The sequence below is a fragment of the uncultured Rhodococcus sp. genome, assembly GCF_963525155.1.
Lineage (GTDB): Bacteria > Actinomycetota > Actinomycetes > Mycobacteriales > Mycobacteriaceae > Rhodococcus_F > Rhodococcus_F qingshengii.
Map to the genome: position 1 here is coordinate 1 of NZ_CAURKP010000061.1, position 19,246 is coordinate 19,246.

Here is a 19,246-nt window from a genome sequence, read left to right on the forward strand (position 1 = left end):
CTCGGGCCCCAGGGATTGCGATGACCAAGACTTCGCGCACCAGAACGTGGGGCTGGAAACTCGCGGGTGCCACGAGCGGCCTCACACTTGTCGCTTCGTGTGGTCTCGAGTCCGGTGGCGCACTGCCCCTGGCCGTCGGCCCCGGCAGCATCGAGCCGGTTCCGGAGCTCGAGGGTGTGAAGATGACCGTCGGCTCCAAGGACTTCACCGAGCAGATCGTGCTCGGGTACGTCATCGAATTCGCGATGGCCGCTGCGGGCGCGGATGTTCGAGACCTCACGAACATCCAGGGCTCGAACAGCACCCGTGACGCACAGTTGAACGGCCAGATCGATCTTGCGTACGAATACACTGGAACCGGCTGGATCAACTACCTCGGCAACGAGACACCGCTTCCCGATTCGCAGGCGCAGTTCGAGGCCGTCCGCGATGCGGACCTTGCTGCGAACGACATGGTGTGGACCGATCCGGCGCCGATGAACAATACGTATGCATTGGCGATGAGCAAGGAGACCGCTGAGAAGACCGGTGTCAAGACCGTTTCCGACTACGCGAAGTTGGTCGAATCCGATCCCGGAGCTGCGGTGACGTGCGTCGAGACCGAGTTCAACGTCCGCCAGGACGGATATCCCGGCCTGGCAGCGAAATACGGTTTCGACGCCTCTCGTGCCCAACGCCAGATCCTGCAGACCGGCATCATCTACCAGGCGACAGCCGATGGCGATCAGTGCAAGTTCGGCGAGGTGTTCACCACCGACGGTCGCATCATCGCACTCGATCTCGTTCTGCTCGACGACGATCTCCAGTTCTTCCCGAAATACAATCCGGCACTGGTGATGAAAAAGGACTTCGCGGAAGCACATCCGCAGGTAGCAGAAGTCATGGCACCGATCTCGGAGCGACTGACCAACGAGGTGATGACCGAGCTCAACCGGCAGGTCGACGTCGACGGCAAGGAGCCGGCGGACGTGGCCCGCGACTGGCTGGTCTCGGAAGGCTTTGTCACCGCGCAGTGATCGGCTGACCGCAACCCAGCCGAGTAGTTACCGTTTGCGTCCGACGCAGAACACCCGCCGGAACGGAAAGAGCGTTCCGGCGGCTGTTGCGGGGTAGGCCTCCCTCAGCAGATCGGAATACTGACGCTCGAACTCCGGAGCGTCAGCTTCGCCGAGAAGGTCGAGCACGGGCCGCAACCCCGTCCCCCGTACCCATCCGAGCACCGGGTCGGCACCTGCCAGCACGTGTACGTACGTCGTCTCCCAGGCGTCGACGTCGAATCCGTGTTCCTGGAGACGCTGCGCGTACTGAACTGGACTGTCGATGCCTTCCGGGCCGCGTAGGACGCCGCCCAGTCGCTCACTCCATTCCGCTGATTCCGCGAGATCTCGCATGAGCGCATGGGACGGAGCATCGAAGTTACCCGGCACCTGCCACGCCAGCCACGATCCAGATTCCAGGGTGTCCGCCCACTGGTCGATCAGCTCGCGATGGCTCGGAACCCACTGCAATGCAGCGTTACTGACGACCACGTCGTAACCGGTGGCGTCGAAGGACATGATGTCCCCCAACTCGACGGTGACGTTTCCCGGTAGGTCTGTCGGGGCCTGCGCAACCATTTCGGGAGACGAGTCGAATCCGGATACCGAGGCGTCCGGCCATCTTTCCCCGAGCATCGCGGTCAGGGTGCCTGATCCGCAGCCGAGGTCGGCTACCCGCGTCGGGTCTTCGGTGGCCACCCGTGACACCAGGTCCACGAACGGGCGTGACCGCTCACCCGAATAGCGGCCGTAGACTTCGGGATTCCACGTGACAGTGCGCATGAACCCATCCTGCACCCTGTTCCTGAGAATTGCCGCCCGTCAGATCTCGCTCTTCACGATCCGGCCATTCGAAAATCACCGACGCGGCACCACGGTGGACAGTACGTTCGGCAACCTCGACCAGTCCGCGGTGATGTAACTTGCGTGCTGCCCGGCCAACAGGTCGAGACGCTCGCTCGCCTCGGTTTCGGTGGCATGGGTTCCGTCGATCTGCGGAGCGACCTTGTGCGCGTCGGTCATGACGAGCAGGTAGCCGCGATCGTGGTACCAACTCGGATCCACGACTCCGGCGGTGTAGTCGAGAGCGTCGCCGTCGAAAATCACGAACCACGGACGGATCCCCGGGTCGGTATAGCGGTCGAGACGTGGGTCTCCCGGTGATGCACGGTGAACAGCGGGAAAGGCGGCGCCGAGTTCGACGAGCCCGGCGGAGGACAGATCTCGCAGGTGCGTCGCATACTGCCGGTCCGTCCATTCCGTGTCGAGAGGGTTTCCCTCCTCGATCGTTCCCGGTATCAGCTCGAACAGAAATTTCCCGGTCATTTCGGAATTGCTCGGCCATCCACGCTCGGTGACGGCGGCATCCGGGGTGGAGTAGAAGTCCCCCATCAGATCGGCCGGCGTGAAAACCGCGTCTCCGAGTGTCCCGAGAATCAGGGCGTCGAGATCCGCGGGCCCACGTCCGTACCCGGCAGTGAACCCGTCCTTGATTTCCAACTTGATCATCACCGGCGGATGCTCGGGATTGGCCTCGTGCCACGCCCGCATATCTGCCAGGCATCCACGGAATCCCTGATCTCGTAGACCGCTTCGCAACCCGGATGCGTCCTGAGCGCCGACGCAGTTGCTGTCGCTCACCACCGGATTCATGTGCGACACGCGCCAGTCCGGACCGCCCCCGTTGGTCCACAGGTCCAGCTCGAGCAACGACGCCCCGGAATCCAAAGCGTCGGCGAAGTACGGAAACGTCGCCTTCTCGTAGGAATTGTGGACCCCGACTGACGTGGTCTCGGAAAACGAGCGCACTTGGTTCGTAGTCGTTTCGGCGCCGGCAGAGGGCGCCGAGACGACCGCCACGAACGCACTCATACCGGCTACCAGGATTGCTCGCATGTTCGACACTCTCGCAGAAAGTACACCGCGACAGGACGGAATCGCCAGAGTTAACTGGACGATCGTCCTAGATTGCGTCGGAGTGGGGCATGATTTCAGGCGGTGGGTGAGGGCAATTGTCAGGCCAATAGCATCAGTGCCGGAACTGATCCGAGTCAGAGCACTCGCCGCACACTCGCAGGAGGAATCGCATGCAGCTGACTCAATTCGTTCACCGATCCCTACGAGCGTCGCCCGAAGCGGTGATGACGATCTCCGATGGCCGAGTGCGCACGTCTCGCGAATCGGTCGACCGGATCAAAAGGCTCGCGGGCGGGCTGCAGACGTTAGGCCTGCGCACCGGTGACAGAGTCGCGATCTTGGCATCGAACTCCGACTACTACCACGAGGCGCTCCTGGCCTGCTGGTGGTTCGGAGCAGTGGCCAGTCCGGTCAATTCTCGCTGGAGCACGGCGGAAATCACATACGCCCTGGAAGATTCAGGGTCGACGGTATTACTCGTGGACGAGAATTTTGCTTCCGTCGGATCTACCCTTCGCGAGGCGTGTCCAGGCCTGACCACTGTCGTCTACTGCGGCAACGACCGAGTTCCGGACGGAATGCTCGACTACGAACAGGTGATCGCGGAGGCGATTCCGGTCGACGATCTGCGCGTCGGCGGCGACACGCTTGCACTACTCCTCTACACCGGCGGGACCACCGGAGTGCCGAAGGGCGTGATGATCAGCCATCAAGCGCTGATGACCTCGGCGCTGGGCACTCTCGCGGCAGGCGGCGTGGCAATCAGCAACGGAACGAACCTCGCGGTGAACCCTCTGTTTCACATTGCCGGGATCGTCGGATGGTTGGCTCAGTCGCTGATGGGTGGAACCCAGGTCTTCGTAGCGAACTTCAGCCCACGGACGTTCCTCGAGGCCGTGGACCGCTATCGCCCGACAACCGTGGGTCTGGTGCCGACAATGCTCCAGATGTTGGTCGCCCACAAAAACGAAACGGGCGAAGACGCAACCACCTACGATCTGTCCAGCGTCAGGATCCTGAGATACGGCGCCTCGCCCATATCTCCGACGCTTCTCGGGCAGGTCATGCAAATGTTCCCCAACAGTTCCTTCGCTCAGGGCTACGGGATGACTGAAACCGCGCACATCAGCATGCTGAGTCCAGCCGATCACCTCGAAGGTGGTGATCTCCTCCGCAGCGCTGGTCGCGCGCTCCCTCATTGCGAGGTGAAAATCGTCGACCCGGCCGGCTCGGAACTCCCACCCGGCAAGGTGGGCGAAATCGTCACGTTCGGCAGCCACGTCATGCTCGGATACTGGAACAAACCGAAGGAGACCGCAGAAGTGCTCCGCGACGGGTGGATGCATACCGGCGACGCCGGATACCTCGACGCCCGCGGTTACCTGTTCATCGTCGATCGCATCAAGGACATGATCGTCACCGGTGGCGAGAACGTCTACTCCACCGAGGTCGAAAACGCTCTGGCACAACACGAATCCGTCGCGGCCTGTTCCGTGATCGGTCTGCCCGATGCCCAGTGGGGCGAGCGTGTCCATGCCGTGGTCGTCCTTCGGCATGGTTTCGACGCCGACGCCGACGAACTGCGCGCTCACGTGAAAACGCTGATAGCCGGATACAAATCTCCGCGCACTTTCCAATTCGTCGATGCATTGCCACTGTCGGCAGCAGGCAAGGTGCTGAAGCGCGATCTTCGTTGCAACGCAACGTAATCCTTTACGACGGCCAGGATTACAGCTTCAATGTCGGTTCTGGGTCGGTGATCAAGCGGTGCAGTGACGGCGACGCCGCTACGGCCTCTCCTAGTTGCGTCGCACTCGCGATTTCGTCGCCGAACTCCGATCGCCAGGCGTGCAGTCGACGCGTCAGTTGTTGCAATCGGTATTCGCGGGTCATGCCGATTGCACCGTGTGCCTGGTGGGCGGCGCGGACGCTCACGAGCGCATTCTGCGAAACCACCAATTTGGTTGCGCTCACTTCGAAGTCGGCGTCGCCTCTGATGAGTGCATGTGCAGTGCGATCGACGGCCAGCGTGGACATCGAAGCCATCTGGGCAAGCGTCACGATATGCTGCTGGACTGCTTGAAACTGCGCGACGGGCCTACCGAATTGCACCCGGTCGGACACATAGCGCCGGGTCAACGTCGACGCCGACTCCATCGCTCCCGACATCTGCACCGAGCGCAAGAACGCGCCGAGCTTGCTGAGAATCCGGGCATCGACCGGGTTGTCGCCGTCAATGGTCCGCGCTTCGGAGAACGTCAGGCTCTCACGCGGTTGCCCCGCAAGATCCGTCCCGCCACCGATCTCGGCGTCGGAGATGTCAAGGAGTACGACGCGATCACCGAGAACTGCTGCCAGCACTGATGCGGCACTACCCCACGGCACGTCGTGAAAGGTTCCCGACAGGAAACCGTCGTCGGTCCGGCGCACATCGTCGCGCGGCGAACCCGGGGCGACCGTTGCGATTCCGGAGGGCACGGGTAACCCGCCCGCTGTTGCCAGCCTGCCCGCGAGGTACGTCTCGGCGAGCGGCAGCGGCGCAGCGTGCCTCGCCGCCGCGCGCTGGACAGTCACGGCGTCGAGGAGCGAGCCACCGGAACCACCAACCGATTCGGGAAGACCGACCAGAGGTAACCCTAGTTCGACTGCCGCGCTCCATAATCCGGCGGGCAGACCGCCGATCTCCGCCTGCGCTACCACCTCGGTGCCGGACTTCTCGGCGAAAAATTGCTCGACCATCGATTCGAGGTCGGCGTCGAATGTGTACGCGTTGATCTGTGACCCCGAATTCATCGGTCCAACCCTTTCACGATCACGGTGCGGAGAATTTCGTTGGTACCGCCGCGAATCGACCACGACGGCGCCACCAGCACGGCCCGGGCGAGCAGCGACTCGTACGGATCGTCGGATGCAAGGTCCGGAGCCCGGCCGAGGTGCCGCGCGACGGTCGCAACACAGTCCTGTTCGAAGCGTGTTGCCATCTCCTTGATCAGCGCGGCCTCCGTGACCGGCGAGCGACCGGCGTCGACCATCCGTGCGATGGACAGCGACATCCCGCGAAAAGCCCAGCAGCGTGCGGTAATCGAGCCCAGATCGGCGAGGGCAGCTGGACCGCCTTGCGCTGCTTGGTTGGCCGCGAAGTTCTCGAGGACCGGCATCAGCGACATCCAACGATCGACGCCACCTCGCTCGAGTGCGAGTTCACCGGTGTTTTGTCCCCAGCCCGCTCCGACGTCTCCGAGGCGACGCGAATCCGGCACGAAAACATCCTGGAACGACACCTCGCAGAAGTCCTCACTACCGTCGATGAACGGAATGGGTGAGACGGTCAGGCCCTCGCTGTCGCGATCGACGATCAGCTGAGTGAGTCCGTTGTGCTTGTCTGCCGAGGTTCGAAGCAGGGCGAGTATGTGTGTGGCGTGGAAGGCGCCGGTGGTCCAGATCTTGGTGCCGTTGACTTTCCAGCCACCATCGACACGTTCGGCGCGAGTGCGCACCGATGCAAGGTCCGAACCCGAGTCGGGCTCACTCATCCCGATCGAGAACGAGAACTCACCGCTCGCGATACCGGGAAGGAAGGACCGCTTCTGTTCTTCCGTGCCGTTGGCGGCGATGCTCGGACCCGATTGTCTGTCTCCGATCCAGTGATAGCCGACCGGCGCTCCCCGCGCGAGAAGTTCTTCGACGACGACCAATCGATCCACTGCTGACCGTCCGCCCCCGCCGTATTCCTTCGGCAGCGACATGCCGAGCCACCCACGTCGCCCCAGATCTCGCGAGAACACCGGATCCACCGCCCCGGCCATCCCGAGTCCGAGCGAGTAGGTACCGGGGGTGAGTCGCTTGTCGAGGTACTCCCGCACTTCAGCCTGAAGAGCAAGTTCCTCGATCGTCAGTTCTGTTGCGTCGAAACGCATGACGTCTCCGATCAGTTTCGTGAGTCGATCCGCCGCCCGTGGCGCTTACCCGAATTTTCATGCGCCCAGCAGCAGGGCGCAGCCGATCTCGAAGAGTCTGTCCGACAGGTCGTCGCGACGGCGAAGCCGGCCGATTCGGACGGCGTTCTCCACAACTGTCAAAGTGGCATTGACGGTGATCCTGGCGGTGGCGGACTCGAGGCCCGGACGGACTTCTTCGAGCATCTTGACCCATAGCGCGACGTACTCACGTTGATTCTGTTCACACGTGCGGCGGAACTTGTCCGGTAATTGGTCGAGTTCGCTGATCAACAACCCGATCAAATGACGCTCGTTGATCGCGAAATCGATATGTGCGGCAAGCAATCCGGACAGCGCGTCCTCCGGGCCGGTTGCGGCGCCGAGAGCCTGTGCAACGCCGAGCCGGCGACGCTCGCCGCCCCTCGAGACCGCGGAGATCAGCAGGTCGATCTTGGCATCGAAGTGGTTGTACACATTCGGGCCTGTCGTTCCTGCAGCCTCACCGATGTCCTCGGTATTGACTGCTTGATATCCACGCTCGTCGAACAGCCGAATTGCTTCGGTCAACAAGAGTTCACGTCTGGGTATCACAACGGGCAGGTGACCCGTTGCCGCCACGACTTTCACTTCTGAGCGACCCAGTTCCGCGTATGCAGCGCGGTCTGCCAACTCGACAAGCAGCAGTTCCAACTGACGCCTCGGCAAGGACACTCGATGCGAAGACACACTGTTGAAGACTGCGATGACAGCCCAGGCGAGCAGATAGCTGTCTTCTTCGTCGAGGCCGGGACGCTCAATTCGGATCAGCGCTGCATCGCGCGAAGCTGCACTCTTGAGGGTCGAACGCATTTCCTCACGTTGCTCGTCAGGCAGATAGCGTGCCTCTCGCTGCCACAGGAGCGACAGACCCCGACGTTTGGACACCGATGCCGCAAGTTCGGTGATCAGTGTTTTCAGATCCTCGGCACCTGCGACCCGATCGTAGAGCGATTCGATGCCTGCGTTGACCGCGGCGTAGAGGAGATCCGGCTTGTTCTTGAAGTGCCGATAGAGCGCAGGTGCCGTGATTCCAACTGCAGCAGCCACCTGAGCGACAGACACGTTGTGATAACCGTGCTCACGGAAAAGCTCACCTGCGGCCGCAAGAATCTGCTGCTTACGGTCGCGGGGCCTGCGTACGACCATCGTGACTCTCTCCTTCGCGGCAGCGGACAAGCTCAGAGTACCGAGCCGAGGAATGAAGCAATGAACCGAACCGTCTACAGCAGCGACGATCCGATGCACCGTTCACGAACACGGAATCCCGCTCAGGAGTAGATGAACGACTCGACCATCCGTCGTTCGGCGGCCCTGTCTGCGAGAGGCCATGCCAAGAGCATCAACACGATCCGAACCACCCACTGCGACTCTTGACCTTCAGGATCCAAGCCCGCAAGTTCCAGCGCAGTACGCGGCAGCAACGGCGAGGACACGAGATACTCGTCGATTCCGTTGGCCCGCGCTGCCGCAAGGCCGTGGCTCATGGCAGCGTCGGATCTGATCGCGTCGACGGCGACGAGGATCGACTCCACGATGCGCTCGTCGCCGTGCAGTGATTCGACGGCAGTCGCGACCTGGCTCGCCACGGATGCCGCGCCTCGTGACAACAACCCCTCGCGGATCGCGGACTTGCCACCTACGTAGCGGTAGAGCGTTGCCCTCGAACAGCCTGCGCGGGCAGCGACGTCGTCGGCATTGAACCGATCGAATCCCTGTTCTCGAATCAGCTCCGCCGCAGCCGCGAAGATGCGCTCGGTTGCGAGTTCACTGCGGTTACCGCCGGCCAACCAGTCGGCGGCGCGACGCTCGTTTGCACCGGTCACTGTCCGTCACCTCGTCTCACTCTGAGACAGATTTAATCAGAAATCTCTATGCCGAGGAAGGCGGTGGGCCTCTGACCTGGGGGAAGCATGGAAGGCCCAACGTGCGTGAGATTTTGTCAAAATACCAGTTCAGAGGCATTTTCCACCTGTTGACTTCTCCTTCCTGGCCGTGAAATCTTCCCTTCGTGACACCATCGACGCTCGACATCAACCCTTTCCTGCCGTCGAACATCGACGACCCGTACCCGCTATACGACGTACTCCGGCGCGAGCACCCCGTGTACCGCATTCCTCATACCGACTTCTATCTGGTGTCCACGTGGGAATTGGTCACCGAAGCCGTTTCCCGTACCGACGACTTCTCCAACAACCTCACCGGCGTGCTGGTCCGTACACCGGACGGTTCGGCCGTGACCTTCGACATGAACGGCGGCGGGCAAGCTGTTCACGTTCTCGCGACTGCCGACGAGCCCGACCATCAACACCAGCGCAAACTTGTCTTGCCGACACTGGTCGCCAAACGAATACGAGCACTCGAGCCGGCGATGACCGACTACACGCAGCAGTTGTGGGACAACGGCTTCGACGGTCGACGGATCGAATGGGTCACGTCGGTAGCGGACACGCTGCCGCTGCAGATGGTTGCCACGCTGATCGGCTTGCCGGCACACGATGTCCCCCAATTGCTGGCGTGGTCGTACGACAGCACCGAACTTCTCAGCGGCATCGTGACGTCGGAGCGTTTGGCAGGCGTCGTCACCTCGGCGGCCGAACTCACCGGGTACCTCTACAGCAAGTTTCGTGAGGCACGGGCTCACCCGGTGGATGATCTACTCGGAGACCTCGTCCGTTGCTGTGACGCAGGCGAACTCAGCGAAGACGTGGCCGTGCTGATGTTGGTGCAACTCGTCGGTGCGGGTGGCGAATCGACCGCCGGACTGATCGCCAACTCTGCACGGTTGCTCGCCGAGCGCCCTGAGATTCAGACGCAGCTGCGCGAGGACCCTCTACTCGTGGGCGCGTTCCTGGAAGAAACGCTCAGGCTCGAGTCACCCTTTCGCGGACATCACCGACATGTCAACGCGGACACGACACTCGGTGGATTGGCACTACCCGCCGGCAGTCATCTCATACTGCTGTGGGGTTCGGCGAACCGCGACCCCGAGTCGTTCGTCGAACCACAGGTGATGAACCTCGACAGAGTCAATCCCCGAGCACATTTCGCCTTCGGCAAAGGAGCACATTTCTGTGTCGGGGCCGCGCTGGCTCGTCTGGAAGCAAAGATCGCGATCGCAGTCCTTCTCGAAAACAGTGCGCACTTCACAATCGATTCCGAATCCCCACCCCGTTGGGTCCCCAGCATGTTCGTACGCCGCCATCAGCGTTTGCACCTGAACGTCTCACCACACCGAGAGGTCACACCATGAGCCCCGAAGAACTGGTCACTGCTTTCTGCGCCGAGTGGAAGATGGGCAGTGCCGAGACAATCGCGTCGTACTTCAGTGAAGATGCTGTCTACCATAATATTCCGATGGCCCCGATCGTCGGGCGCACCGAGATCCTGAATTTCCTGGAAGGCTTCATTTCGGCCTTCGGTGGGATCGAATTCACGATTCATCACCAGTCCGCCAACGGTGCGACTGTACTCAACGAACGGACCGACCGATTCGACCTCGGCGACAAACACGTAGTCCTGCCGGTTATGGGGATCTTCGAGATCGTGGACTCGAAAATTGTTGCATGGCGTGACTATTTCGATCTTGCACCGATCAACAAACTGCTGGCCGGGTGACTCGCTCAGTTGTCGAAGTTGTGCGCTATCCAGTCGATCGTCTGCATTCCGAACAGATCAGTTCCCCAACCGTATGGATTCGTGAATGCGCGGTCCATACTGCAGTCGGTGGGCTGGTAGCTCACGTCGGTCCCTCGACTCCTGTACGTGTCCGCCAGTTCTCGCGCATCAGGTGCCGGTACAAGTGACATCGGGGAGTCGTCCTTTGCGCACGAAGTTATCAATACCTTCGACGCCGGAGCACCGTGGCCCAGTACGTTGTCGTCGTACGCGCGCTGGAAACTGGGTTCTGTGATCGGATCGATCCCCGGCTCGAAAAGGCTCGCCAGCGGTACGAACGGAAGTGTGAAGTACGCCGGCATCTGGCACTCATCCCGGTACACGTCGGCAATCGCTCGGCCCACGGGATTGAGCTTGTCGTTCAACTTCATCTCGGGGTACCAGGGTTCGAGGCCAAGGAGCGTCGCAAATCCGAAGCCTGCGCCGACCGAGGAATCTGTTGTCTCCATGAATGTTCGGGGCTTGATCACCATGCCCTCGAGGACTGTCGAGACGATATCGAGTTCCGGCGCGTAGGACTGCGCAGATTCTGCGGCGAATGCCGAACCAACTCCACCACCAGCGATTCCGAACAACGCAATCTCCGCATCCGGATTCAGCTCGGAATCCCGCAGCTGAAATGCTGCGCGCACAGCATCCAACTGCGCGTGCCCCGCGAACTTGCCCGCGAAGACGCCGTGAGGATCACGGTCTCCGTTGTTCCCGACGTCGGATATCACTACGGCATAGCCTTTTCCGAACATCAGTGCCAGCGGACCCAACGCCGACCAGGAGGCGCCGTCCAGCGGATCGCCGCCCGTCCAGTGCGAACTCGGATGACAGTAGCCGCCGACGCTGTCGTTGGCCTCCTGGTAGCTGATGACTTTCTTCTCCGATGCCGGTGTTCCGTCGATCGGGATCATCATGATCCCGGTGCTCACCACCGGCGTCGAACCGTCGATTCCTGTTGTGACGTACATGATCTTGTAGGCGTCGAGCTGTCCCGGTTTGTATCCCGTGAACAGTACATCCACCTTCTTCGACTTCAGGAGGTCACCGGGACGCTCGACGCCGGTCAACACCGGCTCGTCGTAAAACGGATCATCGGCGGTGAGCGCAGTGAAGATCTCCTCTTCCGATGCGAACTCCCCCGACCTGAGCGCACCGACCGTGAACCCGTTGAAAATCTCTCCCAGAGTGGGAGTATCGGTCCGAAACTCCTGGGATACCGGAGCTTGCGCATCGTCTGGAACACCACTGCCTGGGGCCTCGGCCCCAGCAGTCGCAGGCAGAACCAGCGCAACGGTCAGCGCTACCAGCGGGGCAAACCTTCGAAATCTGGCACCCGACATCACTGAACCGTCACTTTCAAACTGGAGAGGGCCGATTCGAGAGTTTGTGGGAGGGTCACCATAGGGCGGTGACTCTCCAATTGAATTTCGTAGGGAACACTCAATGTGGCTACGAGCCGTGGCCAATCTTCTTCGACCATCGCTCGGTACTTCGGCAAGAGCTGCGAGGTGATGTAGTCCCACCGGTCCTCGTACACCGACCAGTTCCAATCTGGGAGGGGCAGTGTCACTGTCGCGGTGCGTCCGTCCGCCAGTGTTGTCGCGAACTCGAGAGACCGAAACGAGCGAGGCGGTACGACGCCGGCGACCGAAGGTGAACCGGCGACAGTCGATGCGTAAGTGATCGCCTCTCCCGCATCACCTTTATAGGCGCGCACGGTATCCCACTGGTCGCGGATGATCATCCCTTGCTCACGTTGGAGCAGTGCTACGTTCCCACGTGCAATCCGATTCGAATCGCCGGAGGCTACATCACGCCAGGCGTCCATGACATCCTGACCGAACAATCCGGCACTCTGCATTTCCTCCAGCGCGGGAAGTCCTTCATCCACGTATGCCTGATGCATCGGCATCAGATCCGAGAAGATGTTCTTCTGCATCACCAGGATCATCCCCAGCACATAATCCAAGTCGTCCGCCGTGACGTTCCTGCCCACCGCCGCGAGTGCGCGCAGCCCTGCCGGCAATTGGTTCAGCGCTTGCACGCCAACCTGATCCGTGACCTGAGAAACTATCGAATTGGCAACATATTGCAGATTCGGAAACGAGTACATGTCCGCCATCAGTTCGAAGTCGATCAGTCCCCCGCCGAAGTCCGCACCAACCTGTCCGCCCATGCCCGCCCACTGCAATTCCGGGTGACCGAGTTGCAGATCCTCGTAGTAGCGGTACGACTTCACCAGGTTCGTGCGATTAGTCGACACTCCGGCGCGCGGATTCCACGATGAGAGATCGATTCCGGCGGCCTCCGTGGCAGCGACCAATCGATACTGAAACAGCAAGGCCGCATAGGATTCCGGACTGCGACCACTGGCGCGGGCTTCTTCCACAAGGGCTTGCAAGGTGCCGAGATCAGTCGGCAACGCGGGATGGACACCGCCCGGACCGTGTTCGGCATTCCGATTCACCAAGGGCAAATTCACGTACTCGTCCAGCTCGGACGCCGACGCTGAAATCTGTACCGAGAGCAACGCGGACATCGCCAGCGCACATGCCGTCGCGGCTGCCAATACGTCGCGCGCCCAACGACGTCGCCGAACACCTGCCCCCAGCTTCATCCGCATATCGATCCCTGTACTCAGGTCGGCACCGCCCCGATCGATTGCCGAATCCTACCTACTTTGCAGTAAGATAACTGAATCTGGGAGAAAATCCAAATTCCGAATCAACATCTCTGCAGCGACTGAAGCCATTGCAGATGAGAAGCTTTTACCCTGAATAGCCGGCATCGAAACCCACTCGACAAGCGATCGTCCAGCTATCCGCGCCCCAATCTACGTGTCGCATCCACTCCGATTACAGTTCATTTTCAGCTCCCTCGCAGATTATTGATCAAACTTCCGAAAATGGTTGCACAACAGACAGTTAACTCTCACAGCTCCTCACGTTTGGGCGTTTGTCCGACTAGAATTCGGGTTATGAAAACTACCAGTTACTCATCTCGACAGCCTGGCGCGCTATGGAGCACAGTCATAGGGATACTCACGGCCCTCGTACTTGCACTGATGGGCGGAGCACTGATGCCGTCGCTCGCTCACGCAGCGGACGGTGAGAGTGGAATCATCGAGTACTCCGCAGACAACTCGACCTGGGGAGATACTTCCAAAATCATCTGGAGCACAGACATACTCATCCCGGGCGGGACCAACACAACCACATTCTACGTCCGAAACGCATCGGACCGCGCAGGTGAGGCACACTTCTACGTCGGAGACTACGAAATCAGCGACGGCATGGAAGCCTTCCTTCGTGTCGACGTAAACGGCGTCGCCGGCAATCCGCTCACCGTCACCGGCAATGCCGCCACACCAGGGACCCAGTTGAGCTCGGTCCGCCTCGCACCGGGCCAAAGTGCCAAGGTTGCCTTCGTGATCGGAATGCCCGTCGAGGCAGGGAATTCTTCGCAGAACGGCAGTATTACGCCGAACTGGAGTGTGGACCTCACGCTCGATTCCACCGATACACCCGTCACGCCCGGCGGAACCGGATCACTCGATTTCGGTTCCATGAATTTGGGGTCGGCGAGCTTCGGTTCACTCGACACCGGATCAGTGAAGACCGGATCTACCAGCTCCGGATCGCTTGATGTCGGATCGCTCGGCAAGCCGGTCACATTCATCGGATAACCTCCCCTACAACAATTCACAAAGTGAGGCCGGATAGCAGATTTGCTACCCGGCCTCACTTCTGAACAGCTACAGCGCTCGTGTTGTCCGCACCGACATCATGCGGGAATCTGCACCAGATTCACGTCGAATCGCGCCAAGTTCAACGACTGATCCATCGACAACGCTGTCGCGGAATCTTTGTCGAAGGTGAAACGTATTGCCACGTCGACTATCTTGCCGTCCTTCGCCGTACTGACCACAGTTCCGTCGGCACCGACAGGCACTGGCACCCCGTCGAGTTTGACTTCGGTGACCGGCTTCAGCTGGGCAATCAGCGCAGCTCCGCCGGAGACACCCAGATCACTGGTCGACAGCTTTGCCTTCATTCCAGTTCCCTTGATCTCCAACGCGAAACTGGCGTGATAGGTCAGAACGTCGCCCGGCACGACAACCATCGTCGACAGATCGATCGGACCGTTCTGATCCGTCCAGGTAGGTGCGGTGACGGTTTTCAGCGCCAACAAACCGGATTCGACCGGAGTAGTCACCACAGGCGTAGTTGTGGCCGGAACGGACGTGGTCGTGGTGGGCTTACCGCCGCCGGACGAACCCAACGAGCCGGTATCAGCACAGCCAGTCAGGAATGCCGCCCCTCCGAGCATAACCAGCGATGCGCCGATCATTTTGGTACGTCGCGTATTCCATCGACTTGCGGGAACGATGCGATCATTCATTTGAACTCCCCCGTCCCCGAATTCCGTCTGTTCTATGTTCATCACTTCTGCCCGTCGATCCAGGCAGCGATCTCTGCGGGAGCTTCGCCGGAGGGGTTTTTTTCCGAGACACCTGTTTCAGCGTTGACGCGATAGACGTTGGCGCCGTCCACGATCCACAGCTCGTCCGCGTCGGACTGCCACATCACGGTCGCCGTGGCGCTCACCGGTGTGCTCGACACTTCTGCACCCGAATTGTCGGTGACTACCACTGCGACGCCAGCACCGTCTTGCATCAATGTTGCGTTGTAGCCAGTCAGCGACGTTTCGGCCGCGCCCAAAGCCACCGGCGGTTGCTTCGTGGTTGTGGTTGTCGTGGTGCTCGCATCAGTTGTTGTTGTCGGAGTTGTCGACTGAGTCGTAGTGCTGGTCGAGGTCTCCGTTGTCGTTGGGGCACCGGTCGTGGTTGTCACGTCAGTCGTAGTGGGAGCCGTCGTCGACGTACCTGTCGTTGTCGGTGCACTGGACGTGGTGATCTCGGCAGCCGTCGCGGTTGTCGGAGCAACTCCGCGAGCAAGCTGCTCAGTTTCAGCGACAGCCGCGCCGGCGATCGAGCCTGCCTCACCTTGGCAATAGATGCTTGTCTGAGACGCAGGTTGGCGTAGGTTCCACCCTCGCCAGTCCGTTGACGATTCGCCCGTGATTCGGTTGATCGTGTAGATGCGAAGCGTGTACGTGTATGAGTTGAAAACGCTGTAACCAGCATCTGTGTAGTAGATAGTGGATGAGACCTGGGTTCCTACTGCGGCACCAACACCGGGATCGTATCCCCATGTTTTCATCAACGAGTTTCCGTTGTAGTACCGCGCCTCGTAGCGATATTGGGGACCTATGTGACTCCACTTAACAGTGGACGATTGAGAGCCACCTATGCCGTTTGTCGTGCAACTGACGCTGCTCGTTGCGGGATTGATCTTCCCGCTCACGGTAATGGCACCACTCGTTGCGACGGCAGTGTCTGTGAAGGCCGCTGCGGTGCCGCTCACCTGCGTAACACCGATCAGTGCAAATGCCGAAACACCGAGAACCGCAAGCTTTCGGAGCGAGAACGCCGAGCGATGTCCGCCTGTCCCGCTGTTCGAAGAAACCATCGGAAACTCCATCGTTGCAGCGGCTTCCGTGTCCACACTGCCAACTCCTCCACTCGGACCGTCATCCGAATCCTTGCGGCGAGAGTTGGGCCGGAAGGCAATGATCACCAATCCGCCGACCAACGCTCCGCCGAGGAAGATCGCGAGTGGGCTGGAGAGCCAAGCAATTGCGTAGCCCAGGCCCCCGACGCTGAAGAAAATGCGGTCGGCTTCGGTGATGAAGTAGGGCTCCACGTCTGGCTTGGCATTTGCGTCACCCTTGAGAGTCACCGTGACGGAGTTACCAGCCTGCTGGTCAAGTTCGTACACGCGGTGTGTGATGCGCGTGCCCTGTCCGTTGACGACGCTTACGATGTCGCCCACTGAGAGGTCGGTGGCGGGCACGGTTCGGGCCAATGCCAGGGAGCCAGTGGTGATTTCGGGAGACATCGAACCCGAGCGAAAGACGAGCGGCTTGATGCCGAACAGCATCGATGCCGCGGCGGCGAGAACACAGATGAGTCCAGCCACCGCCCCTATTGTCAGCGCGAGTTCGCGACCGGCACGTGCCGATCTCGAACTGCCGGGAGTTGTGTGATCAGACATGGTCACCTCAGGCTGTCGTCGCCGCGAACTGGAATGAAACATTGATCGACTTGTTCTGTTGTGCCGAAAGCACTCCCGTATCGAGCGCAACCTTGAAGCACAGCGTCTCAGAACCTGTATTCGCAGCCAACTGACGTCCTGTTGTGATGATCGGAGTCGCGGCAGTCGTCGACAAGCCGACCGGGCCGGCAATCGGGGTTGTGCAACTCTGATCGAGAACAGTCACCTTCATAAACGGGGCAAGCGCGGCCTCGCCTGTTGCGGTTGCTGCCATGGTGTATTTGAACTGTGCCGCGCCAGTGTTCTGTACAGGCAGAGTTGCCGTGACACTGTCGCCGGGCATCATGCCCGTCTTGGTCAACGCGGTGAAGCCGTAAGCAGTCGGATCTCCCGGGTCACCGTTGAGCTTCATCTCGATCGAACCGGTGCTGAATACGCCGGAAGTCGCTGTAGCGTTGTCAGTCCACGCAGCAAGAGTGCCAACGGCACCGAGGCCCAGAACAATTCCCACCGACATGATCGCGCGTGCGCGGCCGCTGGTTGCGCCCCCGACCAGACGTGTACCGAGCGAGGCGGGCGCCTGCTGCTCCTCGTGCTTAGACATGGCTGTGCCTTTCTTGCTGCTCAACTCGAGGCGCCGGCGCACTCGGTTCGGAAGGTTGGGGGTCTGCAGACGCAGAACGTCGCCGGGTACGGTCACGGACCGATCCGACGAACATGAACACGGCATAGATCGACAGTGCGCCGACGACAACCGTCAGCATCACCGAGCGCATCTGCCCCGTGATGGCGTTGTATACGTACCCGATGTACGGCACGCTGTACCACACCTTGCCGCGAATCTGCTCCGGTACAACGGGATTCTGATCCGCTATCGGATTTGCATCGCCTTGTGTGACGAAGGTGAGATCACCGGCGGAGTTGAGTCGCACCATCGTGATTCGGTGCGTAACAACATCGGGCTTCCCCGACTCGATTTGGTAGGTGATCGCATCACCTGCCTGCAATTGGGCAGCGTCCTGCGGTTTCACCACGATAAGGGCGCCGGGTGGATAGGTGGGCTGCATCGAACCGGTCAACACAGTGAAGGGCGTCGACCCCGTCAAACGTGGAACAACGACCGTCGACAACAGAATCGCCAGAACACCCAGCAGCAGAGCCCACGAGACAATATTGCGGATCCACCACCAGGCGCCGGTTCTCTGATCAGAACCCTTCACTGCGTGCGTCATACCGACTCCGCTTCGAACGAGAAATGCACGCTCGTGGAAACACCCGATGCGACGTCAGGACCGACAGTGCCACGCAGGCACAAGATTTCGGTACTGCCGGCAGCAACCGTGCGCCATCCCGAAGCTGTCGGTACCTGAGCGCCGGCCATGGGACCGTCGTAGATCGCGGTGCCGGCAGCTGCGCCCTGGGCAGGGCAACCGGCTTCGGTAGCCACTGGCGTCACTACCAACGCGAGCGGAACATCAGCGGAAGACTGCGTGACGTTCTGGATCCGGTAATTGAGTGGAACGCTACCGGAGTTGTGAACTGTCAACGGAGCCTGTGCATATGCGTTGGGGAACATACCGGTGGCGCCCAGAGCAGTGAAGTCGTAACTGCTCTGGCCGCTCCCGGCACTGCCCACCGTCAGGTCGAGGATCCCGGACTGGATCGTGCCACCGGACAGTGTTTCAGCGGCCGTCCACCGCGCGCTGGTCTGTTGCACCGATACGAAGATCAGTCCGATGACCAGCGCGGCGGCGGTTGCCCACCAACGGTAGTGCTTACGCAAGACTTATGCCTGATCGAGAGTGACGTTGAAGTTCGCCAAGCTGATCGAACCATCCTGCGAACCATTGGTTGCAGCAGCCTTGGTGAAGTCGAACGAGACATTCACATCGACGAGATCACCGTTGTTAGCGGACGTGATCGCAACACCGGTTCCGTTGGTCGGGAGGGTGGCGGCACCGACGCTGGCGGTCACAACAGGCGCCATCTCGGTCGGCAAGGTGGAGGTTCCTCCGATTGAGGACAGGTCGGCCTTCAACGTCGCGCTCAGGTTGTTACCCACAGCGCCGATGGTGACCTTGCCCGAGTACACAACCTTGTCGCCTGGAACTACCTTGTAGGTGTCGATTGCGCCAGGCGCGAGGGCCGTGCCATTCACTGACCAGGTGGGAGTTCCCGACGCTGTCAGCGTCAAATGACCTGAGTTGATCGTTCCGCCGGTCATCGGTGCGTTTGCGTTCCACGCCGCCATGGTTCCCGCGCCACCGGCGAGGAGAAGTGCTGCTGCACCGGCCGCGACTGCGCCCTTGGTTGCCTTGTTCATGGAGAACACTCTTTTCGTCTGGTCCCCGTGGCGGGGAGCTTGCAGGGTGAGAAAGCTGGTCGGATCCAGTCATGTGCGCCCTGGTACGGGCAGAGGGTTTCGTTCATCCGTGGTCAGTGAGGGGTCGTAGCGGTAAGTGCAGAGCGAGAGCGTGTTGCGGAAAGATTGCGAGCCGTTCTCGCGAACGGGTCATTCCTCTCTCGTGCTGTC

Annotated in this window: 19 protein-coding genes; 5 read left to right on the forward strand and 14 right to left on the reverse strand. The window is 60.6% G+C overall.

Annotated elements, in window-relative coordinates; all coding sequences use genetic code 11:
* Nucleotides 1-20: 20 nt before the first annotated feature.
* The gene (locus tag RWT78_RS14495) at nt 21-1,016 is read left to right on the forward strand and encodes a glycine betaine ABC transporter substrate-binding protein (protein WP_314676424.1); all 996 of its coding nucleotides are present in this window, start codon (nt 21-23) and stop codon (nt 1,014-1,016) included.
* Nucleotides 1,017-1,043: 27 nt separating this feature from the next.
* Here RWT78_RS14495 and RWT78_RS14500 read toward each other — a convergent pair whose 3' ends face one another.
* Complete coding sequence (locus RWT78_RS14500) at nt 1,044-1,820, reverse strand: trans-aconitate 2-methyltransferase (protein ID WP_314676401.1); 777 nt, start codon at nt 1,818-1,820, stop codon at nt 1,044-1,046.
* Between the two features lie 75 nt (nt 1,821-1,895).
* Complete coding sequence (locus RWT78_RS14505; RefSeq protein WP_314676404.1) at nt 1,896-2,933, reverse strand: phosphatidylinositol-specific phospholipase C domain-containing protein; 1,038 nt, start codon at nt 2,931-2,933, stop codon at nt 1,896-1,898.
* A gap of 191 nt (nt 2,934-3,124) precedes the next feature.
* Here RWT78_RS14505 and RWT78_RS14510 point away from each other — a divergent pair, with 191 nt between their 5' ends.
* Complete coding sequence (locus RWT78_RS14510) at nt 3,125-4,663, forward strand: long-chain fatty acid--CoA ligase (protein WP_065351365.1); 1,539 nt, start codon at nt 3,125-3,127, stop codon at nt 4,661-4,663.
* Between the two features lie 19 nt (nt 4,664-4,682).
* Here RWT78_RS14510 and RWT78_RS14515 read toward each other — a convergent pair whose 3' ends face one another.
* From RWT78_RS14515 to RWT78_RS14530, 4 genes are all read right to left on the reverse strand, one after another.
* A complete protein-coding gene (locus RWT78_RS14515) occupies nt 4,683-5,747 on the reverse strand; it encodes an acyl-CoA dehydrogenase family protein (protein ID WP_030535203.1) in 1,065 nt (354 codons plus the stop codon).
* Complete coding sequence (locus tag RWT78_RS14520; RefSeq protein ID WP_314676408.1) at nt 5,744-6,871, reverse strand: acyl-CoA dehydrogenase family protein; 1,128 nt, start codon at nt 6,869-6,871, stop codon at nt 5,744-5,746. Before RWT78_RS14520 ends, RWT78_RS14515 begins: the two co-directional genes overlap by 4 nt.
* A gap of 57 nt (nt 6,872-6,928) precedes the next feature.
* Nucleotides 6,929-8,077, reverse strand: a complete 1,149-nt coding sequence (locus RWT78_RS14525) for a TetR/AcrR family transcriptional regulator (RefSeq protein WP_314676410.1) — start codon at nt 8,075-8,077, stop codon at nt 6,929-6,931.
* A 122-nt stretch (nt 8,078-8,199) separates the two neighbouring features.
* Nucleotides 8,200-8,754: a helix-turn-helix domain-containing protein gene (locus tag RWT78_RS14530; protein WP_314676412.1), complete on the reverse strand. Its 555-nt coding sequence runs from the start codon at nt 8,752-8,754 to the stop codon at nt 8,200-8,202.
* Between the two features lie 185 nt (nt 8,755-8,939).
* Between RWT78_RS14530 and RWT78_RS14535 the strand changes: the two genes are divergently transcribed.
* Both RWT78_RS14535 and RWT78_RS14540 read left to right on the forward strand, forming a co-directional pair.
* Nucleotides 8,940-10,181 carry a cytochrome P450 gene (locus tag RWT78_RS14535; RefSeq protein WP_314676413.1) on the forward strand — a complete coding sequence of 414 codons (1,242 nt, stop codon included), beginning with the start codon at nt 8,940-8,942 and terminating at the stop codon, nt 10,179-10,181.
* Nucleotides 10,178-10,546: a limonene-1,2-epoxide hydrolase family protein gene (locus tag RWT78_RS14540; protein ID WP_003939882.1), complete on the forward strand. Its 369-nt coding sequence runs from the start codon at nt 10,178-10,180 to the stop codon at nt 10,544-10,546. The genes RWT78_RS14535 and RWT78_RS14540 overlap by 4 nt, the downstream gene beginning before the upstream one ends.
* A gap of 5 nt (nt 10,547-10,551) precedes the next feature.
* Here RWT78_RS14540 and RWT78_RS14545 read toward each other — a convergent pair whose 3' ends face one another.
* Together RWT78_RS14545 and RWT78_RS14550 are read right to left on the reverse strand one after the other, a co-directional pair.
* Nucleotides 10,552-11,937: a lipase family protein gene (locus RWT78_RS14545; RefSeq protein ID WP_399551949.1), complete on the reverse strand. Its 1,386-nt coding sequence runs from the start codon at nt 11,935-11,937 to the stop codon at nt 10,552-10,554.
* On the reverse strand, nt 11,937-13,220 hold the full coding sequence (locus tag RWT78_RS14550; RefSeq protein ID WP_314676415.1) for a hypothetical protein: 1,284 nt from the start codon (nt 13,218-13,220) through the stop codon (nt 11,937-11,939). The genes RWT78_RS14545 and RWT78_RS14550 overlap by 1 nt, the downstream gene beginning before the upstream one ends.
* 441 nt (nt 13,221-13,661) lie before the next feature.
* Here RWT78_RS14550 and RWT78_RS14555 point away from each other — a divergent pair, with 441 nt between their 5' ends.
* The gene (locus tag RWT78_RS14555) at nt 13,662-14,282 is read left to right on the forward strand and encodes a hypothetical protein (RefSeq protein WP_314676416.1); all 621 of its coding nucleotides are present in this window, start codon (nt 13,662-13,664) and stop codon (nt 14,280-14,282) included.
* A 98-nt stretch (nt 14,283-14,380) separates the two neighbouring features.
* On the opposite strand, the gene RWT78_RS14560 is transcribed toward RWT78_RS14555, so the two are convergent.
* From RWT78_RS14560 to RWT78_RS14585, 6 genes are all read right to left on the reverse strand, one after another.
* Nucleotides 14,381-14,998 carry an alternate-type signal peptide domain-containing protein gene (locus tag RWT78_RS14560; RefSeq protein WP_314676417.1) on the reverse strand — a complete coding sequence of 206 codons (618 nt, stop codon included), beginning with the start codon at nt 14,996-14,998 and terminating at the stop codon, nt 14,381-14,383.
* A gap of 41 nt (nt 14,999-15,039) precedes the next feature.
* The gene (locus tag RWT78_RS14565; protein ID WP_314676418.1) at nt 15,040-16,638 is read right to left on the reverse strand and encodes a signal peptidase I; all 1,599 of its coding nucleotides are present in this window, start codon (nt 16,636-16,638) and stop codon (nt 15,040-15,042) included.
* A gap of 82 nt (nt 16,639-16,720) precedes the next feature.
* A complete protein-coding gene (locus RWT78_RS14570) occupies nt 16,721-17,317 on the reverse strand; it encodes a SipW-dependent-type signal peptide-containing protein (RefSeq protein WP_030535194.1) in 597 nt (198 codons plus the stop codon).
* Nucleotides 17,310-17,945, reverse strand: coding sequence for a signal peptidase I (locus tag RWT78_RS14575; RefSeq protein WP_314676419.1), 636 nt, complete (start codon nt 17,943-17,945; stop codon nt 17,310-17,312). Before RWT78_RS14575 ends, RWT78_RS14570 begins: the two co-directional genes overlap by 8 nt.
* Nucleotides 17,942-18,496 (reverse strand): hypothetical protein, encoded by a 555-nt coding sequence (locus tag RWT78_RS14580; RefSeq protein WP_314676420.1) that lies wholly within the window; start codon nt 18,494-18,496, stop codon nt 17,942-17,944. The genes RWT78_RS14575 and RWT78_RS14580 overlap by 4 nt, the downstream gene beginning before the upstream one ends.
* A 3-nt stretch (nt 18,497-18,499) precedes the next feature.
* Nucleotides 18,500-19,036: an alternate-type signal peptide domain-containing protein gene (locus RWT78_RS14585; RefSeq protein ID WP_050654815.1), complete on the reverse strand. Its 537-nt coding sequence runs from the start codon at nt 19,034-19,036 to the stop codon at nt 18,500-18,502.
* Nucleotides 19,037-19,246: the final 210 nt, after the last annotated feature.

Bases quoted from the DNA above. Each gene is read 5' to 3' on its own strand.
- RWT78_RS14495 (WP_314676424.1), top strand. From the start codon at position 21: ATGACCAAGACTTCGCGCACCAGAACGTGGGGCTGGAAACTCGCGGGT.
- RWT78_RS14500 (WP_314676401.1), bottom strand. From the start codon at position 1,820: ATGCGCACTGTCACGTGGAATCCCGAAGTCTACGGCCGCTATTCGGGT.
- RWT78_RS14505 (WP_314676404.1), bottom strand. From the start codon at position 2,933: ATGCGAGCAATCCTGGTAGCCGGTATGAGTGCGTTCGTGGCGGTCGTC.
- RWT78_RS14510 (WP_065351365.1), top strand. From the start codon at position 3,125: ATGCAGCTGACTCAATTCGTTCACCGATCCCTACGAGCGTCGCCCGAA.
- RWT78_RS14515 (WP_030535203.1), bottom strand. From the start codon at position 5,747: ATGAATTCGGGGTCACAGATCAACGCGTACACATTCGACGCCGACCTC.
- RWT78_RS14520 (WP_314676408.1), bottom strand. From the start codon at position 6,871: ATGCGTTTCGACGCAACAGAACTGACGATCGAGGAACTTGCTCTTCAG.
- RWT78_RS14525 (WP_314676410.1), bottom strand. From the start codon at position 8,077: ATGGTCGTACGCAGGCCCCGCGACCGTAAGCAGCAGATTCTTGCGGCC.
- RWT78_RS14540 (WP_003939882.1), top strand. From the start codon at position 10,178: ATGAGCCCCGAAGAACTGGTCACTGCTTTCTGCGCCGAGTGGAAGATG.
- RWT78_RS14545 (WP_399551949.1), bottom strand. From the start codon at position 11,937: ATGTCGGGTGCCAGATTTCGAAGGTTTGCCCCGCTGGTAGCGCTGACC.
- RWT78_RS14550 (WP_314676415.1), bottom strand. From the start codon at position 13,220: ATGCGGATGAAGCTGGGGGCAGGTGTTCGGCGACGTCGTTGGGCGCGC.
- RWT78_RS14555 (WP_314676416.1), top strand. From the start codon at position 13,662: ATGGGCGGAGCACTGATGCCGTCGCTCGCTCACGCAGCGGACGGTGAG.
- RWT78_RS14560 (WP_314676417.1), bottom strand. From the start codon at position 14,998: ATGAATGATCGCATCGTTCCCGCAAGTCGATGGAATACGCGACGTACC.
- RWT78_RS14570 (WP_030535194.1), bottom strand. From the start codon at position 17,317: ATGTCTAAGCACGAGGAGCAGCAGGCGCCCGCCTCGCTCGGTACACGT.
- RWT78_RS14575 (WP_314676419.1), bottom strand. From the start codon at position 17,945: ATGACGCACGCAGTGAAGGGTTCTGATCAGAGAACCGGCGCCTGGTGG.
- RWT78_RS14585 (WP_050654815.1), bottom strand. From the start codon at position 19,036: ATGAACAAGGCAACCAAGGGCGCAGTCGCGGCCGGTGCAGCAGCACTT.